Genomic DNA, 23,650 nt, shown 5'->3' on the forward strand with positions numbered 1-23,650 from the left:
ACGAAGCAAGACCCAAAGAAGTATCCAACACAATTCCTCTATAACAGGACACCCTATGTTTCTCGTTGAAATTGCGGCCCTCTCTGCTGCTACTTGTTGGGCCATTGGCAGTATTGTATCCGTGATGCCCGTCGAGCGCCTTGGAACCATCGGGTTTAATCGTGTTCGCATGATTATTGTCTTTGCCATGCTTGGCAGTTACGTCACTGTTTTCGGGGGCTGGGAAACAATTCAAAAAGACCAGATTGCCGAAATAATGCTATCTGGTTTTATTGGTATCTTACTGGGTGATACCGCTCTTTTTGCCACAATGAACAGGCTTGGCCCCCGTCGTACAGCCATTCTCTTTTCGACAAATGCCCCCATGAGCACGCTATTGGGTTGGATCTTTCTGGATGAAGCCCTCCCCCCCATGGCACTTTTTGGCACCATCCTTGTTATTGGCGGGGTTATTCTTGCCATTGTTTATGGAAAACGCCGTGATCAACTTCACAAATGGGAAGCGGTCAAAGGTCCCTTGATTGTTGGGGTTGGCATCGGTTTGATCGCTGCACTGGGTCAATCTGTCGGTTCACTGATTGCAAAGCCGGTGATGGCATCCGGGGCAGACCCCTTTGCGGTTTCCGCCATGCGGGTCGGCATTACCGCCATTGGTCTGATCATCCTCTGCTCTGCCCCTGTTCAGGCTTTTAAGCTCAAAACCAAGCTTGATAGCCAGATCATTACCCACATTGTTGTATCTGGCTTTCTGGGTATGTTTGTCGGAATGACATTAATCCTTTATGCGCTGGCACGCGGGGATGTCGGTATTGTTGCGACCTTGTCCGCCACAACCCCGGTTATCATGCTACCCCTGATGTGGTTTAGAACCAAAGAACGTCCGGCAATTGGGGCCTGGATTGGCGCAATGATTGTTGTTCTCGGGACAGGCTTAATCTTTCTGGGATAGACGATTCCCCTACGCTAAGGTAGAATAAAACAAGACTAATTTAGCGAAAAGATATTTTTAATCTTTTCGGCATACGCTTGTATTCCTGACCTCATATGAACCGGGAAGACAGATGAATATAATAAAAAAAGCGGGGTTCCGTATCGGGCACAGATTAATCGCATTGATTATCTTTGCCTCACTGGGCCTACTTATCGTCGGTGGCGTTTCTCTTAGCAGTTTACGAAGCGATCTGTTTCAACAAAAACAGACCGAACTGAAACACATCATAGAAGCAGCCATCAGTTTGTCCGACGGCTACTATAAACGTGCGCAAGACGGCCAGATGTCGGAAGAAGAAGCCAAAAAAGCTGCCTTAACGGCCATCAACGGTATCCGCTATGGCGATGGCGATTATCTCTGGGTTAATGATAAAGACTCTGTGATGATCATGCACCCGATCAAGCCCGCATTGGAAGGCAAGGATCTCAGCAAACTGGAAGATAAAAACGGCAAGCTTATCTTTCCTGCCTTCGTCAATACTGTAAATAATTCAGAAACAGGTGGTGGTTTTGTTGATTACCTCTGGCCCAAGCCTGGATCTGAAAACCCCGTTGAAAAATTGTCTTATGTTCAGAAGTATACCAACTGGGGCTGGATTATCGGCACAGGCGTTTATATGGACGACTTTGATGCGGCGCTGTTAGAGCGCACTCAGCTTCTTATTGGTATCATGCTGGCCATATTGGCCGTTACCATTGTCATTTCTGTTGCAGTCACCCGCAGCATAACATCACCCTTGGGTAAAATGACCCAGGCTATGATGGACCTTGCCCACGGTAAAACGGATGCCGAGGTTCCACAGCCAAAATTCAATGACGAAATCAAAGACATGGCATCTGCGATGGAGGTCTTTCACGCCAACGCTGTTGAACGTGAACGCTTGCAAACGGAACAGGAAGAACAACAACGCCGTGCCAATGATGAAAAACAGGCTATGTTGGCCGAACTTGCCAGTAACTTTGAACAGTCCGTTGGTGCCCTGACCCAACAGGTTGCAAACAGTGCCGTTCAATCCAGTGCCGGCGCACAGGAAATGGCGGCAATTGCCGGTGAAACCAGTAGCGAAGCAAGTGCCATTGTCGAGGTCTGTCACGTGGCCTCAAAAAGCGTTAATGCCGTTACCAATGCTTCGCAACTGTTAACCAACTCTATTGAAGAAATTGACACACGGGTACGCGAGTCTTCCACGGTCGCAACCGAAGCTGTTAGCCAGATCAAGAAGACAAATGAAGAGGTCGAGGGCCTTTCAGAAGCTGCCCGGAAAATTGGCGATGTGGTTGGTTTGATTTCCGACATTGCAGAACAAACAAACCTGCTGGCCCTGAACGCCACTATTGAGGCCGCCCGCGCAGGCGAAGCAGGCAAAGGCTTTGCCGTTGTGGCGTCCGAGGTAAAATCCCTGGCGACACAGACTGCAAAAGCAACCGAGGAAATTTCTGAACAGATCACCTCTATGCAATCAGCCACAGGAACTGCTGTTGGTGCAATCAAGGGTATTCAAGATATTATTACCAAAATCGATGAAATATCTGGTACAATATCCGAAGCAGTCGAACGCCAGAACCAAGCGACGCAGGATATTGCCCAAAATGTGCAAGAAGCGTCATACAGCACAGGGCAGGTTACAGATACCGTTGATCGCGTTCGAAGCACTGCCGAAAATGCGAATGCTGCGGCTCAGGCTGTGGAAGGTATGATTACCCAAATGACCGATAACGCAGACCAGTTAGGTAAAGAAGTAGAAGCCTTTTTAAGCAAGGTTAGGGTCGCTTGATCTCCATCCCCTAACTTTTGTTTAATGGACAGGCCCCGATAAATCCCCCCATCGGGGCCTGTTCTTTTTATTCCAGTATCACTTTTCTTTTTTTATACGCTTTTGTTGCCGTACTTCTATTTTCTTGTACGACAAGATCCATCAATGTTCCCGAACATGAAAGTTCCACATTAACACCCCGCATTAACGCCCCATTGATCTGTTTGCTGACATATGCGCAACAAAATCCTGTCCCCCCAACAGCCCGACCAAATGCGGCACCATCAGAACAATTACAATCAATGCTGCAAACTGTATTGCGGTTGGCGAAACCCAACGAATTGTGCCCGGAACCCTTGGCCTTTTTGCCCACCAACCCGCAAGTAATATCACCACGAGACCTGTGAACATTATGATAAGGGTCAGGAATAAATCAGGTCCGGGCATATTAATATCTTTGAACGGCGTTAAACTCTACCCGTTCGATTTATTCCCCCTGTCACAGTTTTACAAGACCTCGGCAGTCAAAGAACAATGAATGCCCTTAAAATCTGTGAAAAAACCACGAGAAACAAGAAGAACCAGAAAACCCATAAGGCATGCGACTTGGATTTGGATTTTGAATAGATAATGTGTCAATTAAGGAAATGAAGCACATAAAATAAGCGGCCTGTTTACAAGGCCGCTTATTGCTACAAACGTTCGAACACGATACGAAGTGATATATCTTTTTGACTAACTTAAACTCTCTACGAGCGAAAGTCCTTACGAGTCAGTCCTTACTGGCTTCAATTTTCCTTACTGGCCGTATAACTCAGGCCGAGTATTGCTGAAGTTTCGTGACCAGATACTCCACTTCGTTTGGACTTAGCTCTTCGTCAGGCAGCTCAAACACAGTCAGCAAACGTTCCAACAGGCGGCTGGCAAAGACTTCACGATCATTCCCCTCACCACTGTATTCCATTTCCCGATAAAGCCGTATAGCCGCCTTCACAAAAGGGAAATACGCCATCAACATGCCAGCTTTTTTATAAAGGGACTTAAGGCCGAGTTGTCCTTCGTCATGGATAAGTGCCTGCGCATTGGTCAGGGTAATACCCGCCAGCTCTGCCATTGCCGTTTCAAAGAACATCATATCACCGGAACAAAGGGCGCGTAGCACCAATGATGGTGTTAGCTTTCCGCCTTTGTGAAGCTGTTTGACCAGCTTTTCCAATTCTTCCTGACTTGATCCTTCTTTCAAAAGGGATACCGTCGCACGTTCACGAACCTGAAGAATAAGGTTAGACGCCTGATCATAATCCAGTTCATGTCGACTAACGATATAGTGCCTCAGGCGATCCGAAAGGGAATTCATCAAACGCTCAGAAACAGAAGCTGGCAATGAGGGACGCCTGGAAAGAGAGCCCGCAACGATCTCGCTTTCTTTATATTCGTTCATCACCCGGCCATAACCCTGTTCGGTTATCGTTGCCCCTTCGTTTGCAACCAGTTTTGCAACGGCATTTTCATTCCCGGTGTCAATCACAGCGTCTGAAACAGCCTCGGACACACTGGGGCGTAAAGCAATAGCTTCCTGTTTCGCTGCGCTTTCTGACTTTAGAATGTTAATCAAATCTTCGTCTGAAAAAACATCCGAAAACTTCAACACAGGCAGCGAGACGGATTCAACATCTGCAGCCATGGCAAGCGCTACATCTTTCGGAAGATCATCAGCAACCTTGAGAGAGTTGGCCAAGGCTTCCCGAACAACAATTTCGGCATCTTTAACCAAAGCCCGGAAAATATCTTCCGCAACCGCTTTTTCTTCATCGGTAAATTCTTTCGCTTCAAAGTGTGAAGCAACTTTAACTGTGGTCTCTGCCCTCACCTCTGGCGAGGAATCTGCCAATAATTTAGCTACATCTTGTTGCGTAAGACTCATGGTTCTCCAGCTTCTTTCAAACCGTTGGTTACTCATCCGGCATGGATTCATAACATTTCAAGGAACATTATGGTCACAGCCAGTTAATTCATGCTTAATAAAAAAATAAAATACTGTGATTTTTTTATATACCCGCAACAAAATAAAAACCTGTCATTACGAGATTTAATTATTATTAATCAATACCTTACAACCTAATTACCAAAAAAAAAGCATCGTGTTATAAAAATCGAGAAAGTATTTATATAAAAAAATGCATTAAAACGAAGTCGGTAATGCACCGTTCCAATCGGGCAATCCATAAGACTTCATAATCTCTGGAATGCGCCCGGCCTGGACCAATTCCCCCATCTTTTGGTCAAAATATTCCATCGCCTTTAACACAAATTCCCTTTTTTCAAGATCCGGGGTAAAGGCCATATAGACATTGGCTTTAGAGACACAGCCAGCAGATACAATCTTATCTGCATAACCCTCTTTTCGAAGCGCATATATTGTGGAGTTATAAGTAAAAAGAAAGCTGTTTAAACGTCCGCCATCAACCATGCGAAAGCTTAATGGCAAGTATCGGGGGCCATAGGTTAAAAAGTGAAAGCCTTCTTTATTTTCAGCAATATAATCGTTAAGTTCTTCAATTGATGTATCGTGTGCAATACCTATCATTTGTCCCTTTAAAGAGGCTTTCCCCTGATAGGTCCACGCAGCCCCACGTGATGTGAAAAAGCACATCTTTTGCGCCCCGACCTCTTCCTTTGGATACAAAAGATCCGGGGCTTCGGCACGCGCAGGTGATAACAGGGCGTGCACTTCTCCGGTCCGTGTCATGTGAATTGATCTTGACCAAGGATAGGTCACCACCTCTAGATCAAATGGACTATCTGCGAAAATTTCTTTTACAGTGTCCATGATATACCCCTCTTGCTCGCCCTCTGGACACAGCTGTGGGCACCAGTCAATAGACGCAACCACCAACTTTTCAGTACCACCATCGGCAAAGACATCATCGGAATAAAGACCGACGACACCTGTGAAAAGTATAAGCGCCAAAAAGGGTTTGATGATTGGCAAAGATTTGAAAAATGACAGAACAGGCATCAGTAAAAATATCCCCTAAATGAGGACAAAAACCAACTCTCGTAAGAAAATAACAAGAAGCTCATCAACCATATCATAATACTATAATAACAGATAATAATGGCGATAGGAAATTATCCTGATTTTCGGAAACCAGGCAAACCAGAATTTTAAAATAGCAAAATTCAGGGATAAAAATTTATCCCGACATCTTCACCCCAAGGTCTTCACCCCAACATAAACACATCATACCGCGTTGATTTGCCCATCAACTGGTGGGAAGGTTTCTTGATATTTGGCAAGGGATCTCCCTTGGCTGGCCATTTCAAAACAACACGTTTTTTTGCAACCTCCAAGGCCACTTTAACCAGATCTTCGGCATCTGGATCAGCCCCGACAAACTGACGAAGCACACGCATCTCTTTTTTTACCAACGCCTTGGTTTTACGTGGCGGGTGCATTGGATCGACAACAATAACATCGGCCGATAGCTCTGGCAGCAACTCTTTTGCATCCCCAAAAAGCAACGTCATTCTGGAAACAATATCGGCAACCTGTCCCCCTGCACAGCTTGCACGTTCCAGCCCTTCGCGCAACATCCCGTGAACATCGGCAGAGCGTTCTATCAAGGTAACTTCTGCCCCCAATGAAGCCAAAAGAAAGGCGTCACGTCCAAATCCGGCTGTCGCATCTATAACAGTGGGTGTTCGGCCTTTGGTAAAGCCTGCTGCTTTGGGAAGGGCTTGTCCTCTGCCACCACCAAATTTCAAACGATGCCCGACCGCGCCCCCGGTAAAATCACAAATCAAATGATCCTTGGACAAGGATTGGTCCTCAGTTTTGTTCGGCCCGTTTCTATCCTGCCCGTTTTTATCCTGGCCGTTTTCGTCCTGAGTATCTTTAGAGTAGCGCTTCATTACCATCCTTCGAGAACCATTGGCTTTGAAAACCAACGGCTTTGAGAACCAACGACCTTCGAGGACCAGCGAGGTGCAGTCGAGGCGAGATTAGAGAGTTGATCAAGGATATCTCTCTAAACCATCAAATCATAGGGGTAAAGCCATAACGGTCACCATCCTTGCCCCTCTGGATATCGCAAATTTTCACCAGAACAGTACAAAGATTATCAATTTTTAAAGGCAGGGTTATTCGGTTGCCCTCTTGGCAATTGCTTCGAATATATCGTCCAGTTCTTTTGCCATAGCATCCAGATCAGCAGAGTTATAGGGTGCAAAGACAGCGGTTGGTTTACGATAGGTCAGAACAGATGTGCCATCACCGCTTTCTGTCAGGTAAAATCGGATCGGTGCTTCTATTCCCGCGGGTACTGACGCCGTCAACATACGTCTGGCAAAATCATTTCGGTATACACCAACAACCATGTTTCCCGGAATAGTAATCCCCGCGTTGGCTGCACCAGCAGATGCACTCGCACGGGTGACAAGCCCCATTTTGTTTTCTTTGATAGAAGCCTTTAAATCATCAGCAAGAGCTTTGAATGATTTTTCTGTTTTCACAACAACCATTCCTTCATAGGGATAGCCCTGATCCGCCTGCACCTCTGACATCACACCAGACACAAACAAAGACGACGAAACAACACTTCCGAACAAAAACACTGTTAATAAAGGGAGTGATTTCAATAAAAGTCCGATTAAACTGTAACGCCGTCTGATCATATGATTTCTCCTGCCTTAAAAACTAAGAATTTAAAACACTGAATAAGCCTGAAAAAAATAAGTGAATATTTAAGTAGGAAGCCCGACACACCGTCACAAGATATTTGTTTCCGATAGCTGCTATTTACGCGACATGGCCGCCCATATATGCTTGATAGCACCATAAGTGTGATTGTATGACAACACGCCTCACCACTTCGTGATGAACGAATACGCTGTTTTCCCTCCAATCCTCTGGCACCAACCATCTGGCACCAGCCAACGGGATGACTGGTTTACAGAGTGAAATGGCAGTTTTTCTACAAAATCAGGAAAAGTCTTTATTGCAGAATCATTGCAAGTCCGGTCCAAGTTCTGCATAAACATCAGTGTCATTTATAGGGCAGAGATCACAACAGCTATCTACGCCCAAATAATACCAGCAAATAAGGGACAATAGAGACAATGAGCATCAATCTAAAAGATCACATCCGGGAAGTACCTGACTATCCAAAACCCGGTATTCTTTTTTATGATATCTCTACTCTGTTAGCCCACGCAGAAGCCTGGCATGAAACCATAGAACAACTGGCTCTTGTCATAGAAAAAGAAAAACCCGATGTTCTCGCCGGCATTGAATCCCGTGGTTTCCTTCTCGCGGCACCGCTGGCAATGCGTCTGGGCATGGGTTTTATGATGATCCGCAAGAAAGGAAAATTGCCGGGCAAAACCATTCCCTATACTTATGACCTGGAATATGGCACCGACACCATCGAAATACAGGAAGACGCGATCAAACCCGGCCAGCGCGTTGTCATGCTTGATGATCTACTGGCCACTGGCGGAACAATGGAAGCCGCCGTTGCCCTGATGAAACAGGCAGGCGCCGACGTCAGACGCATTGCCTGTATTATTGAACTGAACTTTCTCAAAGGCCGGGAAAAGCTTGGCGACATTCCTGTCACGTCTCTTATCCAGTATGACGACTAAATAATACTCGGGAAAGCCTTAAACTCTTTCCAATGGCTTGTGTGGTAGCGGGGGCAGTTCAACAATAATTCTGTCCCCGGCCTGAACAATCCCACCTTCGAGGACCACCGCCATAACACCCGCTTTACGAACAAGATTGTTATTTTCATCCCGCTCAAGCACAGCCTGTGTTAACCCGGCCTGATAATCATCAAGCTGCTTACAGGGGTTGCGAAGCCCCGTCACCCAAATTACAGCCTCTGTTCCCAAACGCAAAATTGTTCCCACAGGTAATTTCAGCAAATCAATCCCCTGTGTCGTAATGTTTTCCCCCATAACGCCCGGCCCGACCTTAAAACCAGCAGCAAGTAACTCTGCATGCAATTCTGAATGAATCAAATGCACCTGGCGCAAATTCGGGGTACTCGGGCCCTTTGCCACACGTGAACGATGCTTAACCGTCACCCCACAGTGGGCATCGCCTTTTATCCCCTGTCCTGCGATCAATTCCAAAACATCCGTGGTCTGCTTCGAAAACCTGTGCTCAGAACACAAACTGGTGGCAATAACCGTAGGCTTGGTCAAAGACATAATAATCCTCTTTTATTCAGATAGCTAAAAGGCGGAACAGATCTTGATCAAAAAGGGGAAAGGCTTTGCTGTTCATCTTCCGTAGAACAAAAGCTTTCAGCAAAGGCGAGAAGTTCCAGATCTGATCCATGAGGTCCCATTAAGGAAAGACCAAGTGGACAGCCATCAACGGTTGCCAATGGCATCGTAATCTGGGGATTTCCCGCTAAACCAGACGCAGAAGTCAGCGAAAGAATTTTCGATCTGTGCGCATTCAAGACATCAGGATCTTCATTAATTCGGGGGGCGATGCCGGGGGCAGAGGGTAAACACACAATGCTCTTGTTTGGTATCAGAGCTTTCATTCTTGCTTTGAACAAGGCTCTTTTTTCAAGGGCATCGCTTGCCTGTTCATCCGTAATGGTTTTTCGCCAATCCATACGCTGTTGAATTTCCGGTCCCATTTTCGGCTTCACCCGATCAAGCCAAGCACCGTGGGTATCCATGACTTCACGCCCCTGTGCAATCTGGAAAAGAGTAGCCAGCCCCTGTAGTCCCTGCGATGCCTGAGCATCAAAGCCAATTGCATGATAGTTTTCAGGATTCAAAGTAATATATTCTGCCTTGCCTAGTCGTTGTTCAAGACGTTCCAAATGCGGTTTCAGCGCAGCACGAGACTTTTCATCCAGCATGTCAAAGGCATCAACAGCCACCAGAAGCTTCTCTGGCATTGCCTCCTGATCGGCTTTGGCATCCATCAACACCTCGCCGACGAGATTAAGTAACCAGGCATCGCGGGCAAACCAGCCCACGGTATCAAAACTGTCCGCAAGAGGAAGAACGCCTTCTTTACTTATCCGGTCATGGGTCGGGCGCAGGCCAAACAAACCGCAATAGCTGCCCGGGATGCGAATAGATCCCCCCGTATCTGACCCCAACGCAAAATCAACTAAACCACCAGCCACCGCCGAAGCTGAACCGCTGGATGATCCACCGGGAATGCGACCGGGCGCTTCGGGATTGGCCGGGGTGCCATAGTGATAGTTTTGCCCATCAAGGCTGCTGGCAAATTCATCTGTAATGGTCTTGCCAATGATCATCGCCCCGGCATCCAGCAGCTTTTGCACAACGGCAGCATGCTTCTTCGAAGGTCTGCGGCGGCTTTGCCAGTCTGGATTGCCGTAGCCCGTTACATAGCCCTCGAGGTCATAGATATCCTTGACCGCAAAACCAAAACCCTTCAAAGGCCCCTTCTCGGCCCCTTCAAAGGTCATATTGCCACCGGGAACAAAAGCACCAAGGCTATCAAACATTCCAACCGTTCCTTTTATACTCAATCTCTGCTTAAATGAGTTACCTATGAAAGAACGATACTGCAAGCCACGTCTGTTCGAATGTTCTAATAATAGCCAGAGCCAAGTGTTTTATATCTGTTTGGAATCTTCGTTTTCTTCAGGTGCCGGGTTTTCGTCCAAATCTTCCCAGTCGTCCTTTTGTTTCCGACGAATAATAATATCGCCGTTTTCGGTAATAACGGGCATTTCGTATTGCGGGATGGAATCAATGACAAGGCTGAGAGATTTCATCATCAGCTCAAGGCTTTCACGCGCCAACTCGCCGGGATTTTCTTCGTCCTGTGCCCAGCTTTGTTGCGTTAATGCAGCTGAAAGCGCAAGGCCACTTAAAACGGCCAGGCTCAGAGAAAACTTTCTAAGTTTCACTTTAAAATTAGCGCCCCGAAAATAAGTATCCGGCTTTTGAATTTTCTGTGTCACAAGACCGTCCTCTTTGTGCTGTGTCATCTTGGATCAAGACCTGCATCACAAGCAGGGTACAACCCACAAATCTGTATATCACCTATATAACCATATAATTCTGGCGAAAGTCTGGCAGTATTGGGATTTATACTTAGCAATTGCTGTTCAAGCTGTTGGACGCTTGCTTAATCCAGAACCTTTTTCAACTCTGCATCCAGCCGGACAATATCGTCATCCATCTTGCCCAGAATTTCCGTTCGCGCTTCTTTCGCCACTAAAGCCATATTTTTAATTGCTTTTTTTGCCAGCGCATTTGATTGAGTTTGTTGAAAGAGAACCGTTTTATTCTGTTCAACTGCACTGTAAAAACGACGAATAGACGTCAGTGTTTCTGGGGCAAGCTCAAAGGTTGTCGATGAATTCCGCATCGTCAGCCAAATAACATCTTCCAGTTTATAACTCTCGCGCGGGGCAAAGCGGCTGTCGTGCCATAACATTGGGCCATCTTTATAAGAAATAACCCATTGTTCTACCTTGGTAATATTATCAGAAACTTCTGCACGAAGCGATATTTCCAGATTTCGTGCATCTGACAGTCTTTGATAGCGATCAAAGTTAACCGCAATTTCAAACCCTGCAAAACTTGCCAGATACACCCCCAGCATCGTGGACAAAAGAATAACGGCCTGTGTGAACCAAAATTCCAGATTAGGCTTACCACCAATACTCAAAAAACGAAACGGCTTTACAATCGCCCGGCCAGAAATAAAACGCATAAAACAATAACCTAACTACAGCACTGGATTAACAAGCGCTGTCTATAAACCCTTCGCGGAAAGTTTATGCAACCATCACAAAAAACCGCGCCATAAAAAACAACACCATAAAAAAGGGTGCCTATAGCACCCTTTTGTTTCATATAAGAAAAACAATCTTATGCAGGCTTGTTACCCGTCACACTAGGCTTGGCGGCCTCGCCTTCACTCGCCTTATCATTTTCATTATTGGAACTATTACTGCTGTTGCGGCTGCTTTTTGTAATATAAGCGCGCGCGCAGTGTTCTGCACAATAAGGCTTACCGGGCACAGCTGGCGCACCACAGAAATGGAAATCAGCATCCCCGGGATCGCCAAAAGGCCAAAGACACTTTGGTCCCCGACGTTTTTCCATTGCCCCACTGAACAGCTTGCGATCAGCGGCATCCATGCTCGCTTTACGACGCGCTTTAGCAGGCAGAGAAGCAGCCTTGATTTCAGCGGCCGTTGGCTGTTGTGTAGCAGGAGCAGCCGCAGGTCTTGGTGCAGCAACACGCGCAGCCGGGGCAACAGGTGCTTTTGGTTTCGGCGGAACAGGTGCAGCTACGGGTTTGGCAGCAACCGGTGCAGCAGGTTTTGCCGCAGGTTTTGGTGCCGCAGGTGCTGCTGGCTTTGCTGCTTTTGGCGCTGCTTTTTTAGCCGGAGCCTCTTTTTTGGTACCGTCGCTTTTTGCGCTTCGTTTGATAGGCGAAGGCCGCGCAGCCAGTTTCATCCGGTGCGCTTTACCAACCACAGCGTTTTTGGAAACGCCCAGCATTTTTCCTATTTGTGAAGCACTATGGCCTTCTGCCCATAGTTTTTTCAGAAGCTCGATACGCTCTTCCGTCCAGTTCATCTAGACTGCCTTAAAGTGTAAATTAAAATCAAATATGAAGCGAAAACCAAGACACTTGTTAGCATACTCAGCTACCGCGAATGACGGGCTACCTTATAGATTTAGGCAACCTGAGTCGAGTCTCTGATTTGAAATATCTTTCGATAAATCGCCGATAACACCAAATTTTGGGTAAATTCTCTCAAACTTCCCACATTAATTGATGTCGTTATCTCTTAACGCTTCAAACGGTGTGAGGAGCTAAACATCTAAGCCGATATTGTCAATAAAAGAGTTCTACACTCCCCATGTATCACCCCCCCCCAAAAACGTTGGATAAAAATCAACGAACACAGCACCAGGCTATCAAAGTTTATGACACCTATTCATCAGAAACTGAGGCAGCCTCAAAAGGAGTATCCATTTCTTCGGCTTGAAGGGGTGGTTCCTCACCAGAAACTTTGTCTTCAAGCGTATCGAGCAAAAGCTTACGAACAAGCCCGGTCTGTTTTTGGCCACTGTCTTTTTGAAATTTTTTCACAGCTGCCGATGTCTTCGGCCCTGTTTTACCATCCGCACTACCTTCCAGATAGCCCAGGGCAATCAATAGCTCTTGCGCTTCTTTAATCTGTGCTTCCGGTAGCTCCAGCGTCGAAAAGTAACGGGCGATGGTGACATGCCCAGCCTGTTCAGCCATATACTCGGCTGTTTCGCCAACAGTATCTTCCTGTTCAATATCAGCGCCGGATTTGACCATAAATTCGACCAATGGTTTATTTCCAGCAACAGACGCAGCCATTAAAGCCGTCATCCCCAGAGGATCAGCAATATTCAGATCAGCACCAGCCTCAATCAAAGTCGTGGATGTAACCCGATGGTTATTCAACGCGGCAAGCATCAAAGCGGTCCAGCCGTCTTTATCCCTTTTGTTAAGGTCAAATCCAGCTTCAATCATTTCCTTGATTGTCTTAACGGTACCTTTTTCCGCCGCTTTAAACCAACGCAGGGCCTTTTTTTCTTCGGCGGTCAACTCTGTGACTTCCGGTCCGTTCCTCACATCAATCGGTTCCCAACTCGCAACCAGTTTTTGGGCCAGTGTCAGTTCTTCTTTAGAAAAATCTTCGACAAGATCCTGTTGCTCTTTAGCAGCAACTTTTATCTGCTGTTGCGCCGCTAGGGTAAAATAAAGCGAGGCAACAACCTTGTCTTTGTTGGTTCCCTTACCCTCGCGATAAAGACGCGCGAGTTCAAGCTGTGAGTTTGCTTCACCCTGGTCAGCACTGGTGTGCCAATACCTAAAAGCAGTTGAATAGTCTCCAGCATCAAAGGCTTTCTTTCCCTCTGCAAAATCAGCAAAGGCAGCTTTTGAATTTATCCCCCCCAGGATAATTGCAAAGAGCAACATAAAGAAAAACGTACCGATAAACGACAAACGGCCGAAAATTGGCTTTCGCATAAACAACACCGTGATATATTCCGCAAACAACATCCCTGTAACAGGGATAATACCGGGATCCCCCAACTCAGGTCGCACTTTATCCCGAAAAGTTAGCTACAACTTATGGCCCAAATTTCAATGGCCCACGGGATAATCGGGCCTATATAGTACAAAAGTACATGGTAAGTATATAACCAAACACTTCTATTTTTTACACAGGAATTGAGTTCAAAGCAACCATGCGAACAAACAAATGGATCATCAGCGGCTTTGCCCTAGCCGTCACCTTTATCGCCGTCGTATCACTCTCATTATTTTTTTTATTTCCCTCCTTATTTCTTGGGGAAAAACCCGCCTTTGATCAGCGGCAATTTATCCGAGCTGCTGTCGGAAATTATGGCTCGTTGAAAGACAAGGGGATTGGACAGGTCGAAATTCTTTCTGACCGTGAAGTACGGTTCCTCATTACCGGGGCATCAGAAGACAATGCCCTTTCACAAGAAGCACTGGACAGTAACCTGAAAAGCTTTTGTTCTCTTTTACTTGAGGAAGTCGCGAAAAGCCCGACAGAAGTAGCACCAGAAACAGAATTTACACTTAGCTACCACCATCGCCAAATTGCTGCCATAAGCGGTGTCTATAGCTGTAAAAATGTTTCAAGCTGATAAAAACAGACAAAAATTGTCTTCACCCATCGGTGTCTTTGATTCCGGATCAGGCGGCCTAACTGTTTTACACGCACTAGAGGCCGCCTTGCCAACCCATGATTTTCTCTATTTTGGGGATCATCAGCGGGCACCTTATGGGGATAAAGCAGGCCCGGATGTTTATGAAATGACACGACAGGCAGTGCAATTCCTGTTTGATCAGGGGTGCAACCTCGTCATTCTTGCCTGTAATACCGCATCTGCCATTGCCTTGCGTAAACTGCAACAGGAATGGTTGCCCTCTTATGCCCCGAACAAACGCATACTCGGTGTGCTTGTGCCCATGGTGGAAACCATCACTGACCGCCCCTGGATAAGATGGGAACAGCATCCACAACAATATCTGCAAGGAACTGTGGGTATCTTTGCCACAGAAGCGACAGTAAAAAGTAAAACCTATCTCGTAGAGATTGGTAAACGTGCACCGCAGCTCGATGTTATCCAACAAGCCTGCCCGGAACTGGTCCCCGCGCTTGAGGCAAAAAAAGGTTCTTCAACAACAGATCTATTGGTCGAGGGTTATGTCAGCCAGCTAGTTAAAGAAAACAACAAAGTCCCCAACTGGATTATGTTGGGCTGTACTCATTATCCTCTACTCAGAAATGCTTTTGAAAAAGCGGCATCAAAGGTTATCGGCAACATTATGGGCCAAGGCGTTCCCATTCTCTGCCAGCCCTCAATCTGTGCTGATAGCTTAAAAGATTATTTAACAAGACATCCCGGTTTAATTGTGCCCCCACCTGAACAACGGGGGACGACACGCTATTTTACTTCTGGCTGTACAGAACATGTTGAGAAAACAACGGCTATTTTTAATAGCCTTCACCCGGACGGTTCGACAGGTAAGACCACCTGGATCAAACAGGATATTTCTGGATACTAATCATGGGAAATGGCACCTGTACTTATCAATCATACGTGTTGAATAGATACCTCATGGCGCATACCCCATGCGCAAGTTACCCCACTGCTGTCCCTTAACCATAATGGGCGTGCTCAAATCTTTCATCAGAACAAATTTGCCACCACCCATATCGCGCAGATAGCTTTGTAACAAATAATCTTTGGTATTTGCCCCGGCAGAGGCCCCTGTTCTGTCTGTGAAAATCCGTCTGTTTCGACAGTTACCCGCATTCCAGACTGGGTCATCAGGTTTTTGCGGATTATTATAGATCAGGTTGTGCGTCGGCAGGTAACCATTCACATCAACCGCCGCACAAAAAGCAACCTTGTCATGAAAATCAAGCACAGGCTCTTGAGCGTCGGGAAGAACGCGATCAGTAAAGTTCAGATACTTTGTTGTATGCTGTTGCGGGTCACTGTTCTCAACAGGCTGGTAGTCCCGATCAAACAGGTCATCTAACGATATCTCGCCCGCATCAATGGCTGCATCAAAACGTAAGCCGATTTCTTTTGCGGTGCTGATCCCCTTTGCAATGAAGGGCTGATCCATTGCAATCACACTATCCAGACACATCTGCGCTACTTTTTGACTATCTTGATCAAAAACAACTTTGGTCCCTGAAAGAACTATCGCATCAACGGTTCCCTTCAGCTTGCCATAGGGGTTTACCTCTATCTCGACCATGGCACCTTGTTCCACTGGCTCATTGAGCTTACAGAGCAATGCCCCCTGTTTTGTAAAATCACGAAGTGTAACCGGCCCTCGATTGCCCTGGCAGTTTATAACCCCATCCATATCATAGGGAATACGTTGCAGCTTCTCGCCATCCCCCGCGTGTGTTTCTTTCACCGCAGTCTCTAGCCGTAGGTTCAATGCTTCGAGCAAATCACGCATTTTGTTTGCGTTGGTTTCCTGCGTCCCCGTCAAATCACGTACATGGTTCACTTCTGAAACGACGGCAGCCATTGAATCAGTTACTTGTCTTGTGCTGACGGCCGCCAGTTGGGCGTTTTTACCAATTTCATTGATTGCCGCGACCTGTTCCTGAACACGATCCGACACTTCGGATGAAAAATCTTCGACTGAATTGATAACAGACGTGATATTCGCAATCACCTCGACCACCTGTCCAGTCACCGTTTGGATCTCACTAATCTGATTGGTGATGTCTTTTGTCGCACCTGCGGTTTGTTGCGCCAAACTTTTCACCTCACTGGCCACCACGGCAAATCCCTTGCCAGCATCCCCCGCCCGTGCCGCTTCGATCGTTGCATTCAGGGCAAGAAGGTTTGTTTGCCCCGCAATTCCCTCGATCAGCTTGACAACATCGCCAATTTTTTCAGAGGCCTGCGCCAATACCTGAATGGTATCCGTTGCGCCTTTGGCTTCTTCGGCTGCCCCCTTTGCCCCTTCGGCTGTTTTCGCAACGTGCTCACCAACCAAAGCTATAGATGCGTTCATTTCTTCGGTTGCTGCCGCTACGGCATCAACATTTTGCGTCGCTGTATTCGCATCATTTTCCAATTGATTTGCCTGGGCACCTACACTGTCCAGGGCATTTCGCGTTGCGGCACTGGCATCCTGCATTGCATCGCCAGCCAACTTGGCTTGCGACATTGTCCCTTCAAATTCCCCCTGCAGAGCATCCCCAAGGGTGTGAAGATCACGCCGCAAAGCATATGCCTGTCGTTCGGCTTTTATCAGGCTGTCAGTATCCTCGCCTGTATCAATATTGTCCCTGACTGCGTTGTCCATCTGTGGCAAAGCCCCCTTTTTTATGAGGTCTGAAATCGCCCCATTATCACTGTTTGCACAGATAAAATGTCCCGCATTTTGGTTAACAAAAGGTTTGTTAAAAATAAGGCTTTCTATCTCAATGTCTTAGAATAGGGCCGCGTTTCAAAAGGATGAATCATTCCCATAATTTATCAACTTTTCAGGGTGATAAAATTTGTGCAATAGCCAGCTTAAGTATCCTGGCATCTATTGAGCATCGTGAAAAATAATACCCAGTGTATGTCGATGACCCGACCTGACTTCACTCACACCATGGCGCATATTCACCCGATAGGTTCCCCGTGTTCCCTGTTTGGGGCGGTTCCGAACCGGAAAAACAACCGCATCGCCTTGATCAAGTGGAACAACAACAGCACGCGATTGCATCCGGGGGCGCTGTTCAGTCAGAACAAATTCCCCCCCGGTAAAATCCTGTCCGGGTTTCGATAGCAAACACGCCACTTGCAGCGGAAAAAGCAACTCGCCGTAAACATCTTGGTGTAGGCAGTTATAATCCCCGGCACCATATTTCAATAACAATGGTGTTGCTTTGGTTTGCCCCGCTGCGTGACACAGATCGAGATACTGTTGATGTGTTGGGGGAAACCGTTGATCCATGTTCATCAACGCGTTCCATTTATTTCCGATCTCGGCCAGAGGTTCATAAAGTCGGGCACGCAAGCTGGCAATCAGATCAGGCAAGGGATAGTCATAATACTTGTATTCCCCCTGACCAAAACCGTGCCGAGACATCACGACACGGGACCGATAAATATCCTGAGCGTTGTATTCCCCAGCTAACGCACGACAATCAGATTGAGAGATCACCCCCTTGAGGACGGCATAACCATTTTGATCAAGGCTATGCGCAATCTCAGTTCCGGAAATACGACCCGAATTTATGACAGCATTTTCATCACCAGAAACGCCAGCCTCACAGCCCTTTTCATCGCCTGTCATTGTGCCGCCACCGCTTCACAGTCCAGTAACTGTTGTTTGCGCTCTACCCCCCAACGATAGCCGGATAGGGCACCATCGCTACGCACCACGCGATGACACGGAATAGCAACAGCAATATGATTTGCGGCACAGGCCGAGGCAACAGCCCGGACAGCCTTGGGCGAACCAATTTTCTCGGCCACTTCCGCATAGCTCAACCGACTTCCCACAGGAATGTCGATCAAGGCCTTCCACACCCGCTGTTGAAAAGCAGTACCCCGAATATCCAGCGGCAAATCAAGACCAATTGACGGATCATCAACAAAACCGACAACCTGTGCCACCCACTGTTCAAAGGTTTCGTCACCGCCTTTGAGGATGGCTTTGGAAAAACGGTCCTGCAAATCCTGTATCATGACTTCCGGATCATCGCCGAGAAGAATAGAACAGATCCCCTTGTCACTGGCCGCGACCAAAATAGAACCAAGAGAACATTCCCCAAGGGCAAAGCGGATTTCTGTATCCTTTCCCCCTTTGCGATAGCTGGTTGGCTTCATCCCCAACAGCTTTTCAGTGTTGGCATAAAAACGACCATTGGAATTAAAGCCCGCATCATAAATGGCTTCGGTAACCGTCTCGCTTTTGCTTAATCCCCTGCGTACCCGATTACTCCGATGTGCATTGCTATAAGCCTTTGGTGTAACACCTGTAATAGCCTTGAAAGTCCGGTGAAAATAAAAGCGGCTCATCCCGACCGCTTTGGCCAAGGTATCCAGATCCGGTGCTTCTTCGGCCTCTTCAATCAAACGACAAGCCTTTTGAATGGCCAGCGCCTGACGCTCTTCTTTTTTCATTTCATTGGGGCGGCATCGCTTACACGGGCGATAGCCTGCTTTTTCAGCCTCGGCACAACTTTCATGAAAGCTGACATTTTTTCGCAACGCCAAGCGCGCAGCACAGGAAGGTCTGCAATAAACGCCCGTGGTCAAAACGGCATAGTAAAACACATCATCCGCCGCCGGATTGCGATCTACAATAGCCTGATATCGTTCATCATCGCTTTCAAATTTTGGCAAGATAGCCACCTGAGCTTTCATTTGCTTTGCTCCTGTCATCCAACTTGTAGCACAACATTTTGTCGGTTTCTAAAAGCTATCCTAAAGATCATAAACTCAAACTCTGATTCTTGCTTTTGAATTCTATTTTTAAATTCCCAATAAGTAATGATTTGTAAAAAATGATCTTTTTGGAATTACCGAACAAGAAGCGGAGTTTCCCAAACGTTCGCCCCCTCGATACTGGCTTCTCATCTTTCAACAGAAACCAACGAGGAATCACAATGGGTAAATTAGAAAATCGCGTTGCCATTATTACAGGCGCAAGTTCCGGTATTGGCTATGCAGCGGCAAAGCTGTTTGCCGAAGAAGGCGCAAAGGTTGTTGTCGGTGCGAGACGCCAACAGGAACTGGACCAGCTTATCGAAGAAATCCGTGTTGCAGGGGGACAGGTTATTGCCGTTGCCGGGGACGTTACCGATGAAAACTATGCCAAAGCGTTGGTCGAGGTCGCTACAGGAACCTATGGAAAACTGGATATTGCCTTTAACAATGCCGGAACGCTGGGCGCCATGGGTGACACACCAACGTTGGGTTTGGATGGGTGGATGGAAACCATCAATACCAATCTGACATCTGCATTTTTAAGTGCCAAACATCAAATCCCGGCCTTGCTTGAAAGTGATCATGGGTCTTTGATTTTCACATCAACCTTTGTCGGACTGACCATTGGCATGCCCGGTATGGCCCCCTATGCAGCTTCAAAGGCAGGGATCAACGGAATGATGCAATGTCTAGCAGCAGAATACGGCCCTCAGGGGTTACGCGTAAACAGCCTTATTCCCGGTGGAACAGATACCCCCATGGGGCGCTCTGTTGCTTCAAACGAGGAAATGGAAGAATTTGTCAAAAGTCTTCATGGGCTGAAACGTATCGCTGATCCAATCGAAATAGCCAAGGCCGCCCTGTTTCTGGCGTCTGATGATGCAAGCTTTGTAACTGGTAGCACAATGATGGTTGAGGGGGGTGTTTCGGTCAACAAAACATAACCCTCATTTGCAAGAGGAGGGCAAATGCCCTCCTTTACAATTCAAAAATCAACAGACGATCTCTGAATTAAGAAACCATATTTGGCAAAGCTCTGGATCGGCTTAACGCAAAGCGTCCATCCCCTAGCGTAAATTGAGCAAAAGACAACAGAATTAAATAAACCGGGTATTCCCAGCCGCCATTAGGATAGGAAAAAACCCATCCGTTGCCCGCATGCACCCATACTGCCCCAAAAAGAATTGGCAGCAATGCCAAAGCAACCCACCGTGCCTGTATCCCCAAAACAAGCATCGAACCGCCTATTAACTCGGCTGTAAAGACCGCATAGGCAATCCAGCCCGGAAAACCGATTGTTTCAAAAAAATCCGCTGTCCCGGCCAATCCGAAGATATAGAATTTCAAGACAACCCCGTGCGCCAAATACATAACACCAAGCGCGACCCGAAGCACAAAGATGGTAAACTCTGTTAAATCATTCTGTGACATTGTAACATCCCTATATACATGCAATTGCATTTATATATATGCACTTGCATTTAAATGTCAACCTTGATGCATTTGCATCTACATGTCACAATTGATGAATGACAAAGACACCATCGCAAGAAACCGTAAAAGTCTGGGGACGGATATTTCGTATCCAGAAAAAAGCTTTGGCCTATACAGAAAAGGCCCTGAAAGCCGCACAACTTCCCCAGCTCTCATGGTACGATATTCTATTGGAACTGGACAAAGCAGGTGATCAGGGTCTGCGCCCCTTTGAACTGGAACATGATCTTTTACTTCCACAGTACGGATTATCGCGCTTGCTGGATCGCATGGAGAAAAAGGGCTTTTTACAACGGGTCCCTTGTCCAGAAGATGGCCGGGGGCACCGTATCGTCATTACCGACAAAGGGCGTGATATCCGGTTAAAGATGTGGCCTATCTATGCAAAGGCAATAGAGGATATAATCGGCCCAAATCTGTCAGAAAATGACCTGAGAACCCTTTCAGAACTTTTGGCCAAAATCGATATCCCAGAGGAATGAAATTGAACGGTGGTTATATGCAAAATTCAGTAAACCAACCCGATTACGCAGTCAGTCCTGAACAAGGTCACCCAGTTGGCTGACCTTGTTCAGGGAATCTCCTCAAGACGATATCCGTCTGAACTTATACTAGCTAAAAACGACCAGTCGCCCGTCAAGTTTGGCACCTGTTTCAGCCGATATCACCTGACTGTTGCGAATATGGGCAATAACTTCATTTCGATAAATCAGTCCGGTATGATCATAGCGAAGAGAACGCATATCAAAGCTTGGGATATCACCTGCAACCCCGCCCCCTATGGGTTTGCCATTCCAGTTTTCACCAAAACCACCAAGCGCAAGATAGGTATTCACAACCATTGTATAGTCTTTTTCCAGACACTTTTCGATTGCCTCACCTTTGAGGGTAATATTCACTGCAATTGCATCACGCGCAGAAGCACCGGGATCAATTTCATAACGAATACCAGATGAAAAATGCAAGAAACCGCGCGAGACAAATCCCTCTAGGTTGGTCCCTGCAACTTCTTCATCACGAAGCAAACGCTTGGCATTTGATTGCAGCATGTCAAATATCTGCTGGCCGCTAAGGCTGGCAATATGAATGGCATCAGCATAGGGCATGACATCATACCAGTTCTTGAAGCTCAGTAGTCCCTGTTCCACACCTGTGGAAATGCCCGTTGCATTAAATAATGAGAAATCGACCTCTCCCCCTGCAAAGCTTGCAGAACGCGCCAAGACAGCATCATTCATATAATTGGCAAGTTTATTTTCCCCCACATACCGCGACGCAATCATCTTGTCCCTACTTAGCTCTGTCGTATCAACCCGACCGATAACCTCTGCCAGTTTACTGTCCAATGCCTTGATAAGCGGTGCAATGTGCTGCTTTTCAAAATCGGCGTCGTAATCATCTTCGTTCTGTAGCGTTGGAAATTTAGGATCATCAACCGCTACGCGTTTGTCCCGGGGTTTGATTCTATGCAGGGAAACAGAACTGTACCAATCCTTACGGCCATTTTCAGCCGCAATTGACATGGCAATATCCCCCAAATATTTACCATGGGCCTCGGCCTGGGTAATCAGGACACCATCAATCAGGTTGCCTTCTTCAATTTGCTCTTCATTCAACCGGGTATGGGTATGCCCGCCAACGACAACAACCGGCTTATCTGTCAACTTGCCCGCCAGTCCAGCAATAGCAAAATCACCCTCACCAACATCGCGAACTGTCGCTGCCTTACCGGATGTATGCTGCCCAATACCATAACCACAGTGCGACAGAATAACCACAACATCCGAAATTTCGGCAACGGCTGGCAAGATGTTCTCAATCGCTTTCAACGGTCGGTCAACGGCTAGTGTCTTGTCATCTGGCTGTCCAACGCGCGTATCAATGTTGGTGGTCAAGCCAACCAGTCCGATACGTAAACCTTTGATTTCAGCAATGGCCGCCGCGACGTAATCTTCGTCTCGTTTCAGGTGTTGCGAGGAATGCACATTTGCTGACAACAAGGGAAAACGTGCGTCCGTTTGTACCGCTTTTTTCAAAAGTTCCGCGCCACGATCAAATTCATGGTTACCGATTGCGGCGATATCCAAACCAGCGGCGGAATAACTTCTGTAACCTGCATCAGCAACAAACTCATCCACACTCCACCCCATAAGCTCATCAAAGATTGATCCGGTATGATCATCCCCTGCTGAAACAAAAAGCACCGCTTCGTTTTCAGCCGCCGACGCGCGCGCCGCTTTTACCCGCTGCACGATTTGCGACAAGCGATAGGTGTCGCCCTTTTTACCATGCATTTCCGTAATGTGATTATGCATATCATTGAAATGAAGAACGCGTAGAACACGCCTTTCTCCTGGTATGAGTTTCGGCGACGGTACCGGATTTCCCTCTTCGGTAACGATCCTTTTAATCGCACCGCTTAATGGATCACCTTTGAGTAAAAATAGCTTTTCGATAGATCCCAAAGGGTTTGGCGTTGCCGGGACCAGTTGTAATTCCCCAGCCAAAGGCGCGGCATTACTGCGCGCGGTTAAAAAGGGTGAAAAACCAACAGCAGAGGCCGCAACAACACCCCCCAGAAGCAAACGACGGCGGGTCATCCCCAATTTAACATCACTCATAACTTAAAATCACTTTCACACAGAATAAATCAAACTGCGTCAAAATGATGCCGCTCTGTTACTGATCAATGACGGCAAGATGATTTTGTGGTGATGTTTAGATGAATGGGGCCATGAAATATCCAGACCAAATCACTGAATTTGAAGGCTATGATTAAAATTTCAGGTTATTTTTGATCATAAAGATGCACATAATCCCCCAGCTTTCATCACCGCTAAAAAACTCACTAAATTCAAATATTTTCAATAATTTATCGTAAAATAATCACCTTTGAAGAAATATTT

General features: G+C 46.8%; 23 protein-coding genes. 7 read left to right on the top strand and 16 right to left on the bottom strand.

Annotated features, from left to right (window positions below):
• Positions 1-55: 55 nt before the first annotated feature.
• On the top strand, positions 56-949 hold the full coding sequence (locus WH95_RS02840; protein ID WP_046502663.1) for a DMT family transporter: 894 nt from the start codon (positions 56-58) through the stop codon (positions 947-949).
• 112 nt (positions 950-1,061) lie between these two features.
• The gene (locus tag WH95_RS02845) at positions 1,062-2,765 is read left to right on the top strand and encodes a methyl-accepting chemotaxis protein (RefSeq protein WP_046502665.1); all 1,704 of its coding nucleotides are present in this window, start codon (positions 1,062-1,064) and stop codon (positions 2,763-2,765) included.
• A gap of 183 nt (positions 2,766-2,948) precedes the next feature.
• Here the strand turns inward: WH95_RS02845 and WH95_RS02850 are convergent, their stop codons facing one another.
• From WH95_RS02850 to WH95_RS02870, 5 genes are all read right to left on the bottom strand, one after another.
• Complete coding sequence (locus WH95_RS02850) at positions 2,949-3,191, bottom strand: hypothetical protein (RefSeq protein WP_046502667.1); 243 nt, start codon at positions 3,189-3,191, stop codon at positions 2,949-2,951.
• Between the two features lie 367 nt (positions 3,192-3,558).
• Positions 3,559-4,668: a DUF2336 domain-containing protein gene (locus WH95_RS02855; RefSeq protein WP_046502669.1), complete on the bottom strand. Its 1,110-nt coding sequence runs from the start codon at positions 4,666-4,668 to the stop codon at positions 3,559-3,561.
• Between the two features lie 258 nt (positions 4,669-4,926).
• Entirely contained in the window at positions 4,927-5,763 is an 837-nt protein-coding gene (locus WH95_RS02860; RefSeq protein ID WP_046502672.1) for a substrate-binding periplasmic protein, read from the bottom strand.
• Positions 5,764-5,969: 206 nt separating this feature from the next.
• Complete coding sequence (locus WH95_RS02865; RefSeq protein ID WP_082113953.1) at positions 5,970-6,659, bottom strand: class I SAM-dependent methyltransferase; 690 nt, start codon at positions 6,657-6,659, stop codon at positions 5,970-5,972.
• A 228-nt stretch (positions 6,660-6,887) separates the two neighbouring features.
• Positions 6,888-7,421 (bottom strand): DUF302 domain-containing protein, encoded by a 534-nt coding sequence (locus tag WH95_RS02870; RefSeq protein ID WP_052741745.1) that lies wholly within the window; start codon positions 7,419-7,421, stop codon positions 6,888-6,890.
• Between the two features lie 450 nt (positions 7,422-7,871).
• Between WH95_RS02870 and WH95_RS02875 the strand changes: the two genes are divergently transcribed.
• Positions 7,872-8,390 carry an adenine phosphoribosyltransferase gene (locus WH95_RS02875; protein WP_046503296.1) on the top strand — a complete coding sequence of 173 codons (519 nt, stop codon included), beginning with the start codon at positions 7,872-7,874 and terminating at the stop codon, positions 8,388-8,390.
• Between the two features lie 18 nt (positions 8,391-8,408).
• On the opposite strand, the gene WH95_RS02880 is transcribed toward WH95_RS02875, so the two are convergent.
• From WH95_RS02880 to WH95_RS20385, 6 genes are all read right to left on the bottom strand, one after another.
• The gene (locus WH95_RS02880) at positions 8,409-8,960 is read right to left on the bottom strand and encodes an MOSC domain-containing protein (RefSeq protein WP_046502674.1); all 552 of its coding nucleotides are present in this window, start codon (positions 8,958-8,960) and stop codon (positions 8,409-8,411) included.
• Positions 8,961-9,007: 47 nt separating this feature from the next.
• Entirely contained in the window at positions 9,008-10,252 is a 1,245-nt protein-coding gene (locus tag WH95_RS02885; protein WP_046502676.1) for an amidase, read from the bottom strand.
• A gap of 111 nt (positions 10,253-10,363) precedes the next feature.
• Positions 10,364-10,741 (bottom strand): hypothetical protein, encoded by a 378-nt coding sequence (locus WH95_RS02890; RefSeq protein ID WP_046502678.1) that lies wholly within the window; start codon positions 10,739-10,741, stop codon positions 10,364-10,366.
• A 140-nt stretch (positions 10,742-10,881) separates the two neighbouring features.
• Positions 10,882-11,472 (bottom strand): hypothetical protein, encoded by a 591-nt coding sequence (locus WH95_RS02895; RefSeq protein WP_046502681.1) that lies wholly within the window; start codon positions 11,470-11,472, stop codon positions 10,882-10,884.
• 158 nt (positions 11,473-11,630) lie between these two features.
• Positions 11,631-12,347 (bottom strand): GcrA family cell cycle regulator, encoded by a 717-nt coding sequence (locus WH95_RS02900; RefSeq protein WP_052741746.1) that lies wholly within the window; start codon positions 12,345-12,347, stop codon positions 11,631-11,633.
• Positions 12,348-12,708: 361 nt separating this feature from the next.
• Positions 12,709-13,782 carry an ankyrin repeat domain-containing protein gene (locus tag WH95_RS20385; RefSeq protein ID WP_162199371.1) on the bottom strand — a complete coding sequence of 358 codons (1,074 nt, stop codon included), beginning with the start codon at positions 13,780-13,782 and terminating at the stop codon, positions 12,709-12,711.
• A 221-nt stretch (positions 13,783-14,003) separates the two neighbouring features.
• Between WH95_RS20385 and WH95_RS02910 the strand changes: the two genes are divergently transcribed.
• Both WH95_RS02910 and WH95_RS02915 read left to right on the top strand, forming a co-directional pair.
• Entirely contained in the window at positions 14,004-14,429 is a 426-nt protein-coding gene (locus WH95_RS02910) for a hypothetical protein (protein WP_046502683.1), read from the top strand.
• Between the two features lie 16 nt (positions 14,430-14,445).
• Positions 14,446-15,354, top strand: coding sequence for a glutamate racemase (locus WH95_RS02915; protein ID WP_157845872.1), 909 nt, complete (start codon positions 14,446-14,448; stop codon positions 15,352-15,354).
• A gap of 51 nt (positions 15,355-15,405) precedes the next feature.
• On the opposite strand, the gene WH95_RS02920 is transcribed toward WH95_RS02915, so the two are convergent.
• From WH95_RS02920 to ada, 3 genes are all read right to left on the bottom strand, one after another.
• Positions 15,406-17,130 carry a methyl-accepting chemotaxis protein gene (locus WH95_RS02920; protein ID WP_046502687.1) on the bottom strand — a complete coding sequence of 575 codons (1,725 nt, stop codon included), beginning with the start codon at positions 17,128-17,130 and terminating at the stop codon, positions 15,406-15,408.
• 228 nt (positions 17,131-17,358) lie between these two features.
• Complete coding sequence (locus WH95_RS02925) at positions 17,359-18,111, bottom strand: 2OG-Fe(II) oxygenase (protein WP_082113954.1); 753 nt, start codon at positions 18,109-18,111, stop codon at positions 17,359-17,361.
• Positions 18,108-19,187, bottom strand: coding sequence for a bifunctional DNA-binding transcriptional regulator/O6-methylguanine-DNA methyltransferase Ada (gene ada, locus WH95_RS02930; RefSeq protein ID WP_113771972.1), 1,080 nt, complete (start codon positions 19,185-19,187; stop codon positions 18,108-18,110). The genes WH95_RS02925 and ada overlap by 4 nt, the downstream gene beginning before the upstream one ends.
• A 242-nt stretch (positions 19,188-19,429) precedes the next feature.
• Here ada and WH95_RS02935 point away from each other — a divergent pair, with 242 nt between their 5' ends.
• Positions 19,430-20,194, top strand: a complete 765-nt coding sequence (locus tag WH95_RS02935; protein WP_046502692.1) for an SDR family oxidoreductase — start codon at positions 19,430-19,432, stop codon at positions 20,192-20,194.
• A 67-nt stretch (positions 20,195-20,261) separates the two neighbouring features.
• Here WH95_RS02935 and WH95_RS02940 read toward each other — a convergent pair whose 3' ends face one another.
• Positions 20,262-20,681 carry a DoxX family protein gene (locus WH95_RS02940; protein WP_046502695.1) on the bottom strand — a complete coding sequence of 140 codons (420 nt, stop codon included), beginning with the start codon at positions 20,679-20,681 and terminating at the stop codon, positions 20,262-20,264.
• A gap of 98 nt (positions 20,682-20,779) precedes the next feature.
• Here WH95_RS02940 and WH95_RS02945 point away from each other — a divergent pair, with 98 nt between their 5' ends.
• Entirely contained in the window at positions 20,780-21,226 is a 447-nt protein-coding gene (locus WH95_RS02945) for a MarR family winged helix-turn-helix transcriptional regulator (protein WP_046502697.1), read from the top strand.
• Positions 21,227-21,355: 129 nt separating this feature from the next.
• Here the strand turns inward: WH95_RS02945 and WH95_RS02950 are convergent, their stop codons facing one another.
• Entirely contained in the window at positions 21,356-23,365 is a 2,010-nt protein-coding gene (locus WH95_RS02950) for a bifunctional metallophosphatase/5'-nucleotidase (RefSeq protein WP_204247683.1), read from the bottom strand.
• Between the last annotated feature and the right edge of the window lie 285 nt (positions 23,366-23,650).

Source organism: Kiloniella litopenaei (assembly GCF_000982415.1).
Lineage (GTDB): Bacteria > Pseudomonadota > Alphaproteobacteria > Kiloniellales > Kiloniellaceae > Kiloniella > Kiloniella litopenaei.

Bases quoted from the DNA above. Each gene is read 5' to 3' on its own strand.
- WH95_RS02840 (WP_046502663.1), top strand. From the start codon at position 56: ATGTTTCTCGTTGAAATTGCGGCCCTCTCTGCTGCTACTTGTTGGGCC.
- WH95_RS02845 (WP_046502665.1), top strand. From the start codon at position 1,062: ATGAATATAATAAAAAAAGCGGGGTTCCGTATCGGGCACAGATTAATC.
- WH95_RS02850 (WP_046502667.1), bottom strand. From the start codon at position 3,191: ATGCCCGGACCTGATTTATTCCTGACCCTTATCATAATGTTCACAGGT.
- WH95_RS02855 (WP_046502669.1), bottom strand. From the start codon at position 4,668: ATGAGTCTTACGCAACAAGATGTAGCTAAATTATTGGCAGATTCCTCG.
- WH95_RS02860 (WP_046502672.1), bottom strand. From the start codon at position 5,763: ATGCCTGTTCTGTCATTTTTCAAATCTTTGCCAATCATCAAACCCTTT.
- WH95_RS02865 (WP_082113953.1), bottom strand. From the start codon at position 6,659: ATGAAGCGCTACTCTAAAGATACTCAGGACGAAAACGGCCAGGATAAA.
- WH95_RS02870 (WP_052741745.1), bottom strand. From the start codon at position 7,421: ATGATCAGACGGCGTTACAGTTTAATCGGACTTTTATTGAAATCACTC.
- WH95_RS02880 (WP_046502674.1), bottom strand. From the start codon at position 8,960: ATGTCTTTGACCAAGCCTACGGTTATTGCCACCAGTTTGTGTTCTGAG.
- WH95_RS02885 (WP_046502676.1), bottom strand. From the start codon at position 10,252: ATGTTTGATAGCCTTGGTGCTTTTGTTCCCGGTGGCAATATGACCTTT.
- WH95_RS02890 (WP_046502678.1), bottom strand. From the start codon at position 10,741: ATGACACAGCACAAAGAGGACGGTCTTGTGACACAGAAAATTCAAAAG.
- WH95_RS02895 (WP_046502681.1), bottom strand. From the start codon at position 11,472: ATGCGTTTTATTTCTGGCCGGGCGATTGTAAAGCCGTTTCGTTTTTTG.
- WH95_RS02900 (WP_052741746.1), bottom strand. From the start codon at position 12,347: ATGAACTGGACGGAAGAGCGTATCGAGCTTCTGAAAAAACTATGGGCA.
- WH95_RS20385 (WP_162199371.1), bottom strand. From the start codon at position 13,782: ATGCGAAAGCCAATTTTCGGCCGTTTGTCGTTTATCGGTACGTTTTTC.
- WH95_RS02910 (WP_046502683.1), top strand. From the start codon at position 14,004: ATGCGAACAAACAAATGGATCATCAGCGGCTTTGCCCTAGCCGTCACC.
- WH95_RS02920 (WP_046502687.1), bottom strand. From the start codon at position 17,130: ATGGACAACGCAGTCAGGGACAATATTGATACAGGCGAGGATACTGAC.
- WH95_RS02925 (WP_082113954.1), bottom strand. From the start codon at position 18,111: ATGACAGGCGATGAAAAGGGCTGTGAGGCTGGCGTTTCTGGTGATGAA.
- ada (WP_113771972.1), bottom strand. From the start codon at position 19,187: ATGAAAGCTCAGGTGGCTATCTTGCCAAAATTTGAAAGCGATGATGAA.
- WH95_RS02935 (WP_046502692.1), top strand. From the start codon at position 19,430: ATGGGTAAATTAGAAAATCGCGTTGCCATTATTACAGGCGCAAGTTCC.
- WH95_RS02940 (WP_046502695.1), bottom strand. From the start codon at position 20,681: ATGTCACAGAATGATTTAACAGAGTTTACCATCTTTGTGCTTCGGGTC.
- WH95_RS02945 (WP_046502697.1), top strand. From the start codon at position 20,780: ATGACAAAGACACCATCGCAAGAAACCGTAAAAGTCTGGGGACGGATA.
- WH95_RS02950 (WP_204247683.1), bottom strand. From the start codon at position 23,365: ATGAGTGATGTTAAATTGGGGATGACCCGCCGTCGTTTGCTTCTGGGG.